This is a genomic window from Erythrobacter cryptus DSM 12079, from assembly GCF_000422985.1.
GTDB lineage: Bacteria > Pseudomonadota > Alphaproteobacteria > Sphingomonadales > Sphingomonadaceae > Erythrobacter > Erythrobacter cryptus.
This window is the reverse complement of the sequence record NZ_AUHC01000014.1, coordinates 13,909-26,518: the sequence shown is the minus strand read 5'-3', so window position 1 is coordinate 26,518 and position 12,610 is coordinate 13,909. Positions and strand designations below refer to the sequence as shown.

Sequence of the window (12,610 nt, the reverse complement as noted above, 5' to 3'; positions counted from 1 at the left end):
CCTCAGGCCTTGAGCAGTTCGGGCAGATCGCCCGCTACCCCGCGGGCCTCGTCCATGAAGAAGCGCTTGAGCAGCGGCGTTCTTTGTACCGCGGCCATCCCCAGCCGCCGCACCGCGCTCGCCCCCCGCCCGGGCACGCCGAACAGCCGCGTCAAGCCATCGGTGGCGAGCGCGACCATGAAGCTGTCAAGCCCGCGCCAGTTCTCGTAGCGCTTGAGCAGCGCCGGATCGCCCGGATCGAGCCCCAGCCGCGCGCCCTCGGCCAGCACTTGGACGAGCGCGCCGACATCGCGCAGGCCAAGGTTGAGGCCTTGCCCGGCGATCGGGTGAATGCCGTGGGCGGCATCGCCCACCAGCGCGAGCCGCTCGGCGGTGATCCTGGCGGTGTGGTGGAAGCCGAGCGGATAGGACGAACGCGCGCCCACGCTCAAGACCTTGCCCAGCACCCCGCCCATGCGCTTTTCCACCTCGGCGCGGAAGGCCCGTTCGCCGAGCTTCATCACGCCCGCCGCATCGGCCTCGGACACCGTCCATACCAGCGAGGAGCGGTGGGTGCCTTGCGGTTCGTCATTGAGCGGCAGCAGCGCGAAGGGGCCGGCGGGATAGAAGATCTCCCAGGCGATGTTGCCATGGGGCTTCTCGTGGGTCAGCCCGGCGATGATCGCGCGGTGGCGGTAATCCCACTTGGCGATGGTGATCCCGGCGGCATCGCGCGTGGGCGACTGGCGCCCTTCGGCGGCCACCATCAGCCGCCCCTTGAGCTTGCGCCCATCGGCGAGCACCGCGGCAACGCCATATTGGCTGCGCTGGCGCTCGGTGACGTGGGCCTTGGCGACCCAGTGGATCAGCGGCTCGTTTGCCGCGGCCTCGAACAGGGCAAGGCGCAGCCGCCGGTTGGGGAACATCCGCCCCAGCGTGCCTTCGCCCTCGCCGGGGACGAAATCGATCCGCCCGGGCTTGTTCTGATCGGTCACCGCGATCGCGGCGATCTCGCAGGCAAAGGGGGCAAGGCCCTCGGCAAGGCCGATATTTTCAAACAGGTGCCAGCTGGCGGTGGAGATCGCGGTGGCGCGGTCATCAAAGCCCTCGGCGGTGAGTTCCGCCGGGTCGGCCCGGTCGATGACATGGCTGGTGAGGCCCTTCTTCGCCGCGGCCAGCGCCAGCGCCATCCCCACCAGCCCGCCGCCGAGGATGACGAGATCGCGCGAATCGTCGGACTGCGTTGTCACCTTGAGCACCCTGATTGCGAAAGCCTTTGGTGAAGCCTAGAGGGCGAGGCGTGGTGCGCGCAAGAAACTTCCCGATTGCCTGGTGCGGATTTGCTGCATGGCTGCTTGCGCTTGCCGCAAGCCTGGCGCTGGCGCTGCCCGCCGCCGCGCAAGAGGAAAGCCGCGGCCCGGCGCCCGGCGCGGTGCAGAACATTGCGGTCACGCTCCATGCCGATGGCACCCCGGTGCCGGGGCGCGAATGGCTGCTGGCGCTGCGCTTCGTGCCGCGGGGGCCGGAATGGCACGGCTATTGGTCAAACCCCGGCGATGCCGGGGCGGGGATGGTGCTGAAGCTCGACCTGCCGCCCGATTGGAAGGTGGGCGCGGCGCGCTACCCGGTGCCGCGGCGGCTGCTGATCGCCGGGCTGATGAACCATGTCTATGAAGGGCCCTACACCGTGCTGGTGCCGGTGGTGCCGGGGCCGAGCGCGGCCGGCTGGGGCGCGCGGGCGGTGACGGGCACGCTCGATTACCTTGCCTGCACCGACGAGATCTGCGTGCCGCAAACCGCCCGGCTGCGCAGCGTGGCCGGTGGGGATTTCCTGCGCTGGCGCTCCGAGGTGGCGCCAATGCTCGACGCCCCGGGGCGTTTTGCCTTTGCCGGGGAGATGCTGCGGCTTGCCATCCCGCTCCCCGCCGGCGTGGCGCTGCCCGATCCGCACGTGTTCATCGCCAATGAGCGCCTCGTTGCCCATGCCGCCGCGCAAACCTTGCGCCGCGCGGGCGACATGCTGATCGCCGAGATCCCGCTCGATCGCTATGGCACCGGCAAGGCGGGCGAGGTGCGGGGTATCCTGGCCTTTGGCGATGGCGGCGGGGTGGCCTTTGCCGCCGCGCCGGGCGCGGTGCCGCGCGGGGGAACATTGGTGGCAGGGCCTGAAGGCGCCGCGATGCCGCCGTGGTGGAGCCTGATCCTCGGCGCACTGTTGGGCGGGATGTTGCTCAACATCATGCCCTGTGTCTTTCCGATCCTGAGTTTGAAGGCGCTCAGTCTCGCCCGCGCTGGGGAGAGCGAAGCCCAGGCGCGCGCCGAGGCGTTGGCCTATACCGCCGGGGTGGTGCTCGCCTGCCTCGGGCTGGGCGCGCTGCTGCTGGCGCTGCGCGCGGCGGGCCAGCAGGTCGGCTGGGCCTTCCAGCTGCAGGAGCCGGGGGTGGTGGTGGCGCTGCTGGTGCTCGCCAGCGTGATCACCGCCAACCTTGCCGGCCTGTTCGATCTGCCCGCGCTCAGCCTCAACCGCCCGGGCCAGCCAACCGGGGGGGCGGCCGGGGCCTTTGCCACCGGGCTGCTCGCCGCCTTCATCGCCACCCCCTGCACCGGCCCCTTCATGGCCGCGGCGCTGGGGGCAGCGCTGCTGCTGCCCGCGCCCGCAGCGCTGTTGCTGTTTGCCTGCCTCGGGCTGGGGCTGGCGCTGCCCTTCGTGCTGATCGGCTTCGTGCCCGCCTTGCGGCGGCGCCTGCCGCGCCCGGGACCGTGGATGGAGCGCTTCCGCCGGATCATGGCGATCCCGATGGGGCTGACGGCCCTCGCACTCCTGTGGCTGACGGCAAGGCTGGGGGGCAAGCCCTTCGGTCTCATCGCGCTGGTGCTGGTGCTGGGCGTGGTGCTGGGCCTGATGGCGACCGGACGCCTGCAGCGCCGCGGCAAGCTCGCCTGGCCCGCCTTCGGCCTCATCGCCGCGCCCTTCGTGGTCTTTGCCGCGATCGGCCTGCCTTCGGTCTATGCCCCGGGCGGCGGCGGTGCGGCGCGCGAAAGCCTGCACCAGACGGTGCCCTTCAGCCCCGAAGCGCTGGCGCGGGCGCGGGGTGAGGGTAGGCCCGTGTTCCTCTATTTCACCGCCGATTGGTGCGTGACCTGCAAGGTCAACGAGGCCGCGGCGATCGAGCGCGCGCAGGTGCGCGCCGCCTTTGCCGAGGCCGGGGTGGTGGTGATGGTGGGCGATTGGACGCGGCGCGATGCGGCGATCACTGCCTTCCTCACCCAGCAAGGTGCCGCCGGGGTGCCGCTCTACCTGTGGTATGCGCCCGGCGCTGCGGCGGGCACGCAATTGCCGCAGGTGCTGACTCCCGATCTCCTCATTGCCCGGGCGAAGGCTGCGGCTGCAACTTCGACGGCTGCGCCCCGCGGCACTGCTCCACCAGGGCAAAGGGCAGCGGGCTCGGATTGAGCTGCACCTTGCCGGCGCCGGGGACGGTGGCGCTGGCCTCGTCAAGGCCCTTGAGCGCATCCCACCCCTTGTCGAGCGCCGGGGCGGCCCCCTGCCACACCCGCCGCCCGCCGATCAGCGTGGCATCAACCGGGATGCGCGCGATCGCCTCCTTGCCCACCAGCGCCAGCAGCGCGCCCGCGCCGGCATCGGCCGGGGCCATGCGGGTGATCACCAGCCGCGCGGCGGGGCTGGCCGGGCCTTGGCATTCGAGCGCCAGCAGCACCGCCTCGCCCGGCCTGCCATAGACCAGCCGCAGCCGATTGGCGGTTTCGGCCCACAGCGCCCCGGTGGTGTCGGGCGAGGCGAGCGGGGCGGAAGGGGCGCGCCCGGCGGCGCTGCCGGCCAGCGGCACGCGCACCGCCGCGGCATCGCTGGGCGGCGGCTTGCAGGCGCCGGGCAGCAGCGTGAGCGCCGCCAGCACCGCGGCAGCGGCAAGGCGGCGCGCAATGAGGGCCGGGCGGTCATGTGCGCGGCGGAGGTGATCGCAAGGGTGCGGCCGCGCGGTATCGGCCAGGGGACAGCTCATGCGACCGCCAAGTGACAGGGAAGGCCGTACCGTTCAAGGGCGCGCCCTCGCGCTCCCGTTGATAGAAGTGCCCATCAGCCCGCGGCGAAGATCGCCGGGCGATAAAGCGGTGCGGGCACGGGCAGGCCGCGTTCGCGCGCGGTTTCCAGCCACAAGGCGATCGCGTCTTGAATATTGGCGAGCGCGGCCTCCGGGGTGTCACCATGCGCCGAGCACGGCTTGAGGTCCGGAACATCGGCGATCCAGCAATCGTCCTCTGCCGACCAGAACAGATTGATGTGATAATGCGGCTTGCTCACGGCTTCATATATAGGCCGTGGCTTTCGACGAGTTCAAGAAACTCTCGCGCGTGGTGAATAATTGAATCCGTCAATCGAATCCAGATTTCTGAAATTCTCAGCAATAGCACGTACGCAATTTGAGAGACGTGCGATGAGGGTATCTTGTTTACGGCTTACCCCCCATCCGCTTGTAGCGCGTCTTGCCGAACCGCGTCTTGCGCGTGCCCGGCTTGCCCTCGTTGCTGCGGCCGACGAGCGGAGCCTTGCGCTCGCCTTCGGGCAGGCCGAGTTCGCTCGCTTCCAGCCGGCGGATCTCGTCGCGCAGGCGCCCGGCTTCCTCGAATTCGAGGTTGGCCGCCGCCTCGCGCATGCGCTTTTCAAGCTCCTCGATATAGGCGCGCAAGTTGTGCCCGACGAGGTTGTTGCGTTCCTCATCACCCGTATCCACCACCACGCTGTCTTGCGAAGCGGTGTGGGCGACGATGTCGTGGATGTCGCGCCTGATCGTCTGCGGGGTGATCCCGTGCTCCTCATTATAGGCCTGCTGCTTGGCGCGGCGCCGCTCGGTCTCGGCAAGCGCGCGCTCGATGCTGCCGGTGATGGTGTCGGCATAGAGGATCACCCGGCCATCGACATTGCGCGCCGCGCGCCCGATCGTCTGGATCAGCGAGGTTTCCGAGCGCAGGAAGCCCTCCTTGTCGGCATCGAGGATGCAGACAAGGCCGCATTCGGGAATGTCGAGGCCTTCGCGCAACAGGTTGATGCCGACCAGCACATCATAGACCCCAAGGCGCAGATCGCGGATCAGCTCGATGCGCTCGAGGGTTTCAACGTCCGAGTGCATGTAGCGTACCTTGACGCCGGCCTCGTGCATGAACTCGGTCAAATCCTCGGCCATGCGCTTGGTCAGCGTCGTCACCAGCGTGCGATAGCCCTTGGCCGCGGTGGCCTTGCATTCGGCGATGCAGTCCTGCACCTGGTCCTCGACCGGACGGATGGTGACCGGCGGGTCGATGAGGCCGGTGGGGCGGATCACCTGTTCGGCAAAGACCCCGCCGGTCTGCTCCAGCTCCCACGGGCCGGGCGTGGCCGAAACGCACACCGTCTGCGGGCGCATCGCGTCCCATTCGTTGAAGCGCAAGGGGCGGTTGTCGATGCAGCTGGGCAGGCGAAAGCCATATTCGGCGAGCGTCAGCTTGCGGCGGTGGTCGCCGCGCGCCATCGCCCCGATCTGGGGGATGGTCTGGTGGCTTTCATCGACAAACAGCAGCGCGTTTTCGGGCAGATATTCAAACAGCGTGGGCGGCGGCTCGCCCGGCAGGCGCCCGGTAAGGAAGCGCGAATAGTTCTCGATCCCGGCGCAAGATCCGGTCGCGGCGATCATTTCGAGGTCGAAATGGGTGCGCTGTTCCAAGCGCTGGCGCTCGAGCAGCTTGCCCTCGGCCTCAAGCTCCTTGAGCCGCTCGGCGAGCTCGAAGCGGATCGCCGCCATCGCCTGCTGCATCGTCGGCCCGGGGGTGACATAGTGCGAATTGGCATAGATGCGCACCTTGTCGAGCCGCGCGCCCTTGGTGCCGGTGAGGGGGTCGAACTCGGCGATCTCCTCGATCTCGTCGCCGAAGAAGCTCACCCGCCAGGCCGTGTCCTCATAATGCGAGGGGAAGATCTCGAGATTGTCGCCGCGCAGGCGAAAGCAGCCGCGGGCAAAGCCGGCATCATTGCGCTTGTATTGCAGGGCGACGAGCTTGCGGATGATCTCGCGCTGGTCCTGGGTTTCGCCGGTCTTGAGGTCGAACACCATCGCCGAATAGGTCTCGACCGAGCCGATGCCATAAAGGCACGAGACGGATGCGACGATGATCACGTCGTCGCGTTCGAGCAGCGCCCTTGTGGCGGCATGGCGCATCCGGTCGATCGCCTCGTTCACCGAGCTTTCCTTCTCGATATAGGTGTCCGAGCGCGGCACATAGGCCTCGGGCTGGTAGTAGTCGTAGTAGCTGACGAAATATTCGACCGCGTTTTCGGGAAAGAAGCTCTTGAACTCACCGTATAATTGCGCGGCGAGAATCTTGTTGGGCGCAAGCACCAGCGCCGGGCGCTGGAGCGTTTCGATCACCTTGGCCATGGTGAAGGTCTTGCCCGAGCCGGTGACGCCGAGCAGCACCTGGGTCTTCTCGCCCGCCTTCACCCCGCTCACCAGCTCGGCGATCGCGCTGGGCTGGTCGCCGGCGGGCTGATAGTCCGAGACCAGCTTGAAAGGGATGCCGCCCATCGCCTTTTCGGGGCGCGGCGGGCGGTGGGGGATGAAGTCCGCGCCGGTTTCCGGCTCGTCCAGTCCGCGGCGGATCACGAGTTCGGCCATGCCGGGCGATATGCGGCCTCGGGCCGGGCTTGTGAAGGGCCGCATGGCTTTTCGTGGCACGCTTTGGCGCGCGGCGCGTTGTGGGGTAGAACACCGGTGAGGAGACCCGCGATGAAGCCGATCCGCCTTGCCCCTGTCGCCGCTGCCGCCGCGCTTGCGGCTTGCTCCGGCGATGCGCCGCGCACGGGCGAGAAGGCCGCCGCAGCCCCCGGCGCGGCGGCGCCCCCCGCCGCGGCCGCACCCAGCCCCGGCCTGATGCCGCAGGCAGGGCTCTACAAGACCACGATCACCATGACCGGGCTGGAATTTCCGGGAATGCCGCCCGAGATGGAAGGCCACGGCGCCGGGCTCGCCCGCACGCTCGAGACCTGCCTCACCCAGGCGGAGGTCGACAAGGGGCTCACCGCGCTGCTCACCCGCGGGCAGAACGGGGCCTGCCGCTTCGAGCGGCTCGCCTTCGAGGCGGGCGCCTTCGAGGGGGTGATGGTGTGCGAGGCCGACGGGGCGACCACCCGCACCACCATGAGCGGCACCGCCAGCGCCACCGGCGCCGATTACACCGCCAGCACCGGCATGTCCTTCGGCGATGGCGTGCGCGGCACCATGACCGTGGCGGGCCAGCACCGGCGCATCGGGGATTGCCCGGCAGGCTGATCCCGATGCGCAACGGGCCTGTTGCCCTGCGCCTTGGCCAGGCGCGCCGGGGATGAGCAGCGCGGAGCCGCAGCCCGAATTGTGGCACTTTTCTTACGTCGATGACAATTCATTGAACATTCACCACGAATCTGGCTTGGGAAGGGCCATGCCCCGCAACCGACCTTCAGCCCTGCCCGAGCGACTGCCCGAGCGACTGTCCCAGCGACTGCCGGTGCGCTTGCCTGCGTCCCTGCCCAGGCACCTGCCCGGGCAGGTGATCGCGGCTGCCGCTGCGGCCGGCGCGCGGGCGCAGGAGGCCTATGCCCGCAGCGAACTCGCCCGCCGGCTTGCGCTGGCGCGCGAGGCCTGCCCGCAAGAGGTCGAGAGCGGCAAGCCCCGGCTGCTGCGCCTCGTGGGCGAGGCCGAAGTGCTGCTCGAGCCGATCCGCCGCCCGCGCCGCCAGCTCGAAATCCCGAAAAGCAGCAATCCCCAGGTGGTGATGATCCTGCCCGGCTTTGCCACCCGCCCGGGGCGGATGCGCTATCTTGCCCGCCAGCTCGAGGCCGCCGGGCACATCACCAAGCGCTGGGGCCAGGGGCGCAACTGGGGGCCCGATCCCGATCGCTTCGCCCAGCTCGAGGCGCGCCTCGCCGCGCTCCACGCCCGCCACGGGCGCAAGGTGGTGCTGCTCGGCTGGAGCCTGGGCGGCCTCTATGCCCGCGAGCTGGCCAAGCGCCACAGCTATGCGGTGGCCAAGGTGATCACCATGGGATCGCCCTTTTCCGGCTCGCCCCGGGCCAACAATGTCTGGCGTGCCTACCAGTTCATCACCGGCCATTCGGTCGATGCCCCGCCGATCCCGGCTGACCTTGCGCAAAAGCCCCCGGTGGAAACCGTGGCGCTGTGGAGCCCCAATGACGGGGTGATCGCCCCGCGCTGCGCCGCCGGACGCCCGGGCGAGCGTGACCGCGCGCTGGCGCTGCGCTGCACCCACATGGGCTTTACCTACGATCCGCAGGTGGTCTTCGCGCTGCTCGAGGAGCTTGAGCGCACCGGCAGCTGACGGCGCCCTGCCTGATTGTTGCGCACATCGACACGCGCGCTTTCCTTTTGCGAAAGCCCGGTTAGATTGCTGCATTGCACCTAAGGCGACCAGCGGGGGGCAATGCACGCGCGCGGCAGCACTTTTGACGAGATGTTCGATGGCGAGGGCAACACCCGGCCCGCCTATGCCGAATATTGCCGCTGGTATGACGAACAGCCGCCCGAGCTGATGCGGCGCAAGAACCGCGAGGCCGATGACACCTTCCGCCGCACCGGCATCACCTTCAATGTCTATGGCGAGAACGAGGCCGAGGAGCGGCTCATCCCCTTCGACATGGTGCCGCGGATCATCACCGCGGCCGAATGGCGCCGCCTCTCGCGCGGGATCGAGCAGCGGGTGCGCGCGCTCAATTCCTTCCTTTATGATCTCTACCATCGCCAGGAGATCGTGCGCGCCGGGCGCCTGCCCGAGCGGCTCTTGCGCAACAATGATGCCTGGCTGGGCAATATGGTGGGTTTCACCCCGCCGGGAGGGATCTACACCCATATCGTCGGCATCGATCTGGTGCGCACCGGGCCGGATGAGTTCTACGTGCTCGAGGACAATGCCCGCACCCCATCGGGCGTGTCCTACATGCTCGAAAACCGCGAGACGATGATGGGGATGTTCCCCGATCTGTTCAGCCGCATCGCAGTGGAAAGCGTCTCCAACTATCCGCGCCGGCTCGCCCGCAGCCTCGCCGCCTGCGCCCCGCCGGCCTTTTCCGGCACCAAGCCCACCGTCGCCGTGCTCACCCCCGGCATCTACAATTCGGCCTATTTCGAACACGCCTTCCTTGCCGACCAGATGGGGGCCGAACTGGTCGAGGGCAGCGATCTGCGCGTCGTCGATGGGCGGGTGCAGATGCGCACCACCCGCGGCTACCAGCCGATCGACGTGCTTTATCGCCGGGTCGATGACGAGTTCCTCGATCCGCTCACCTTCAACCCGGAATCGCTTCTGGGCGTGCCGGGGATCATGGATGTCTATCGCGCCGGCGGCATCACCATCGCCAATGCCCCCGGCACCGGGGTGGCTGATGACAAGGCGATCTATTCCTTCATGCCCGAGATCGTCGAGTTCTACACCGGCGAGCGGCCGCTCCTGCCCAATGTCCAGACCTGGCGCTGCGCCGACCGGGAGAGCCTTAAGTACGTGCTCGATCATTTGCCCGAGCTGGTGGTCAAGGAAGTCCACGGCTCGGGCGGCTACGGGATGCTGATCGGGCCGACCGCTTCGAAGCGCGAGATCGCCGCCTTCCGCCAGAAGCTCGAGGCCCGGCCCGAAAACTACATCGCCCAGCCCACGCTGGCCCTGTCCACCTGCCCGATCTACACCGCCAAGGGGCTGAGCCCGCGGCATGTGGACTTGCGCCCCTTCGTGCTCGTCAGCCCCGAAGGCATCGACATCACCCCCGGCGGGCTGACCCGGGTGGCGCTCAAGAAAGGATCGCTGGTGGTCAATTCGAGCCAGGGCGGCGGCACCAAGGACACCTGGGTGCTCAAGGACTGAGCCGCCGATGCTGGGCCGCACCGCCAACAGCCTGTTCTGGATGTTCCGCTATCTCGAGCGGGCCGAGAACACCGCGCGCCTGCTCGAGGCGGCGCTGCGCATGGCGCTGACCCGCGATGTCGTCAGCGCCGAGGCCGAATGGCGCTCGGTGATCGCCACGCTCGGGCTGCAGGAGCCCTACGAGGCGGCGCATGAGGGCTATGATGGCCTGTCGGTGTGGAACTTCGTGCTGCGCGGCGCCTCCAACCCCGGCAATGTGCGCATGATGCTCGCCGCGGCGCGCGCCAATGCCCGGGCGGCGCGGATCAACATTTCCTCCGACGTGTGGGAGGCGGTCAATGCCAGCTGGATCAGGCTCGATCCGCTGCTCGCCCGCCCGGTGGGGCAGGGGGCGGTGGGCGCCCTGCTCGCCGCGATCCGCGAGGCCTGCACCCAGGTGCACGGCGCCTTCGATGGCTCGATCCTGCGCGATGAGGGCTTTCACTTCGCCCGTGCCGGCACCTTCATCGAGCGGGCGGATTCGACCGCGCGCATCCTCGACATGAAATATTTCCTGCTGCTGCCCTCGCTTGCCCATGTCGGCTCGAGCCTTGACACCGGGCAGTGGGAACAGGTGCTGCGCTCGGTGGCGGGCGCGCGCGCCTATGCCTGGCTCAACGCCGGGCAGATCGAGGCGCGCGGGATCGTCGAATTCGTGGTGCTCGATGAGCGCTTCCCGCGCAGCCTCGCCTTCTGCCGCAAGGCGCTGCGCGCCACGCTCGATGCGCTGGCGCGGATGCACGGGGCCGAGGGGCGCAGCACCGCGCTGATCCACGCGGCCGATGAACGTTTCGGCGCGCTCAGCGTCGATCAGATCTTCGAGGGCGGGCTGCACGAGTTCCTGCTCGAATTCCTCGCCCGCAACGCCGCGATCGCCCATGCGATCGCCGAAGACTACCGGTTCCACGCATGAGCAAGCTCACCCTCACCGTCCGGCACACCACCCACTATGCCTTTGCCGAGCCGGTGGTGCATGCGCTCCAGCGCCTGCGCCTCACCCCCAAGGAAACCCAGGGCCAGCGCATCATCGCCTGGTCGATCGAGCTCGAGAATGCCCATGTCGAATGCCAATATGATGAACAGCACTTCAACCACGTGACCCTGATCGGGATCACGCCGGGCGCGCGCGAGGTCAGGGTGAGGTGCGAGGGCACGGTCGAGACCGAGGACAATGCCGGGGTGATCGGGCGCCATTCGGGCCACCTGCCGCTGTGGAGCTTCCTGCGCCAGACCCCGCTCACCCGCCCGGGGCCGCGGCTGCGCGCGCTGCTGCGCGAACTGCCCGCAGGTGAGGCGCGCGAACCGCTCGATTTCCTCCATCGCTTGGCCGCGCTGGTGCGCGCGCGCATCGCCTATGAAACCGGGCGCACCCATGCCGCCACCACCGCCGAGGAAGCCGTGGCGCACGGCGCCGGGGTGTGCCAGGACCATGCCCATATCTTCATCGGTGCGGCGCGGGCGAGCGGCATCCCGGCGCGCTATGTCAGCGGCTATCTGCTGATGGATGATCGCACCGATCAGGAAGCCACCCACGCCTGGGCCGAGGCCCATGTCGAAGGGCTGGGATGGGTAGGCTTTGACGTTTCCAACGGCATCTGCCCCGATCCGCGCTATGTGCGGGTGGCGACGGGGAGCGACTATCGCGAGGCGGCGCCGGTCACCGGCATCCGCCTTGGCGCTGCGACCGACGAGACGCTGCGCGTGGCGGTGGCGGTGGAGGCGCGCGCGCCGGGCGCGGCCACACAGCAGCAGGAACAGGCCAACCAATAGACATTTGTGGGCACCTCCAGCGCCCCGCAAACCCGCGGACTTTGCGCCCGCGCGGGCTTGCGGCTAGGGAAGGGGGCGGCCCAGGGCACGGCAGAAGCAAGGGGGGAGAACAGGCGATGACCTATTGCGTGGGCATGGTGCTCGACAAGGGCCTGGTGCTGATGAGCGACACCCGCACCAATTCGGGGGTCGACAACATCTCCACCTTCCGCAAGCTGTTCCACTGGACCGTGCCGGGCGAGCGCATCATCGCGGTGATGACCGCGGGCAACCTTGCCACCACCCAGGCGGTGGTGAGCCAGCTCGAGGAGCGCACCAAGGCCCCGTCCGAGCGCGAAAACTGCCTCTTGAAGGGCGCGACCATGTTCCAGGTGGCGACCGCGATCGGCCGCCTGCTGCGCGGCACGATCGACGAGGTGCAGACCGCCAATGGCGAGGCGGGCAAGGGCCGTTTCAGCGCCACCTTGATCCTTGCCGGGCAGATCAGGGGGATGCAGCCGCGGCTGTTCCTGATCTATCCCGAAGGCAATTTCATCGAGGCGAGCTGGGACACGCCTTTCTTCCAGATCGGCGAGACCAAATATGGCCGCCCGATCCTGATCCGCGGCTATGATCGGGCGATGAGCTTCGAGGATGCGGTCAAGCTCTTGATGGTGAGCTTCGATTCGACCCTCAAGGCCAATCTCTCGGTCGGCCTGCCGCTCGATCTCCTGGTGATCGAAAAGGATGCCTTTGTCGCCACGCACGAACATCGGGTGACCGCCGAAGACCCCTATTTCGACCAGATTTCCTCGCGCTGGGGCGATGCGCTGCGCGCCGCCTTCCACTCACTGCCCGGCTACAGCTTCGAGACCAAGGGCGGCAGCGGGGATCAAGCTCCGTAATGGAGCAATTTTAGCGCGTAATATCATATACTTGTCTGCTG

The 12,610-nt window shown here is 68.4% G+C and carries 11 protein-coding genes; 7 read left to right on the top strand and 4 right to left on the bottom strand.

Annotated features, from left to right (window positions below; genetic code table 11):
- Positions 1 to 2: 2 nt before the first annotated feature.
- Positions 3 to 1,229, bottom strand: coding sequence for an FAD-dependent monooxygenase (locus G524_RS0110070; protein WP_027443605.1), 1,227 nt, complete (start codon positions 1,227 to 1,229; stop codon positions 3 to 5).
- Positions 1,230 to 1,282: 53 nt separating this feature from the next.
- Between G524_RS0110070 and G524_RS15595 the strand changes: the two genes are divergently transcribed.
- Positions 1,283 to 3,433, top strand: coding sequence for a protein-disulfide reductase DsbD family protein (locus tag G524_RS15595; RefSeq protein WP_084625143.1), 2,151 nt, complete (start codon positions 1,283 to 1,285; stop codon positions 3,431 to 3,433).
- Here the strand turns inward: G524_RS15595 and G524_RS0110060 are convergent.
- From G524_RS0110060 to uvrB, 3 genes are all read right to left on the bottom strand, one after another.
- Entirely contained in the window at positions 3,342 to 4,001 is a 660-nt protein-coding gene (locus G524_RS0110060) for a hypothetical protein (RefSeq protein ID WP_027443604.1), read from the bottom strand. The two genes, G524_RS15595 and G524_RS0110060, sit on opposite strands and share 92 nt — an antisense overlap.
- A gap of 74 nt (positions 4,002 to 4,075) precedes the next feature.
- Positions 4,076 to 4,300 (bottom strand): type II toxin-antitoxin system HicB family antitoxin, encoded by a 225-nt coding sequence (locus G524_RS0110055; RefSeq protein ID WP_027443603.1) that lies wholly within the window; start codon positions 4,298 to 4,300, stop codon positions 4,076 to 4,078.
- A 148-nt stretch (positions 4,301 to 4,448) separates the two neighbouring features.
- Positions 4,449 to 6,644 (bottom strand): excinuclease ABC subunit UvrB, encoded by a 2,196-nt coding sequence (gene uvrB / locus G524_RS0110050; RefSeq protein ID WP_027443602.1) that lies wholly within the window; start codon positions 6,642 to 6,644, stop codon positions 4,449 to 4,451.
- A 111-nt stretch (positions 6,645 to 6,755) separates the two neighbouring features.
- Here uvrB and G524_RS0110045 point away from each other — a divergent pair, with 111 nt between their 5' ends.
- From G524_RS0110045 to G524_RS0110020, 6 genes are all read left to right on the top strand, one after another.
- Entirely contained in the window at positions 6,756 to 7,298 is a 543-nt protein-coding gene (locus G524_RS0110045) for a DUF3617 domain-containing protein (protein ID WP_027443601.1), read from the top strand.
- 148 nt (positions 7,299 to 7,446) lie between these two features.
- Positions 7,447 to 8,343 carry an esterase/lipase family protein gene (locus tag G524_RS0110040; protein WP_156894067.1) on the top strand — a complete coding sequence of 299 codons (897 nt, stop codon included), beginning with the start codon at positions 7,447 to 7,449 and terminating at the stop codon, positions 8,341 to 8,343.
- 102 nt (positions 8,344 to 8,445) lie between these two features.
- Positions 8,446 to 9,876 (top strand): circularly permuted type 2 ATP-grasp protein, encoded by a 1,431-nt coding sequence (locus G524_RS0110035; RefSeq protein ID WP_027443599.1) that lies wholly within the window; start codon positions 8,446 to 8,448, stop codon positions 9,874 to 9,876.
- A gap of 7 nt (positions 9,877 to 9,883) precedes the next feature.
- Positions 9,884 to 10,828 (top strand): alpha-E domain-containing protein, encoded by a 945-nt coding sequence (locus G524_RS0110030; RefSeq protein ID WP_027443598.1) that lies wholly within the window; start codon positions 9,884 to 9,886, stop codon positions 10,826 to 10,828.
- A complete protein-coding gene (locus G524_RS0110025) occupies positions 10,825 to 11,685 on the top strand; it encodes a transglutaminase family protein (RefSeq protein ID WP_027443597.1) in 861 nt (286 codons plus the stop codon). Before G524_RS0110030 ends, G524_RS0110025 begins: the two co-directional genes overlap by 4 nt.
- A 116-nt stretch (positions 11,686 to 11,801) precedes the next feature.
- A complete protein-coding gene (locus G524_RS0110020; protein ID WP_027443596.1) occupies positions 11,802 to 12,569 on the top strand; it encodes a proteasome-type protease in 768 nt (255 codons plus the stop codon).
- Positions 12,570 to 12,610: the final 41 nt, after the last annotated feature.

Coding starts and splice junctions, on each gene's coding strand:
- G524_RS0110040 (WP_156894067.1), top strand. CDS start 7,447: ATGCCCCGCAACCGACCTTCAGCCCTGCCCGAGCGACTGCCCGAGCGA.
- G524_RS0110020 (WP_027443596.1), top strand. CDS start 11,802: ATGACCTATTGCGTGGGCATGGTGCTCGACAAGGGCCTGGTGCTGATG.
- G524_RS0110025 (WP_027443597.1), top strand. CDS start 10,825: ATGAGCAAGCTCACCCTCACCGTCCGGCACACCACCCACTATGCCTTT.
- G524_RS0110060 (WP_027443604.1), bottom strand. CDS start 4,001: ATGAGCTGTCCCCTGGCCGATACCGCGCGGCCGCACCCTTGCGATCAC.
- uvrB (WP_027443602.1), bottom strand. CDS start 6,644: ATGGCCGAACTCGTGATCCGCCGCGGACTGGACGAGCCGGAAACCGGC.
- G524_RS0110030 (WP_027443598.1), top strand. CDS start 9,884: ATGCTGGGCCGCACCGCCAACAGCCTGTTCTGGATGTTCCGCTATCTC.
- G524_RS0110035 (WP_027443599.1), top strand. CDS start 8,446: ATGCACGCGCGCGGCAGCACTTTTGACGAGATGTTCGATGGCGAGGGC.
- G524_RS0110045 (WP_027443601.1), top strand. CDS start 6,756: ATGAAGCCGATCCGCCTTGCCCCTGTCGCCGCTGCCGCCGCGCTTGCG.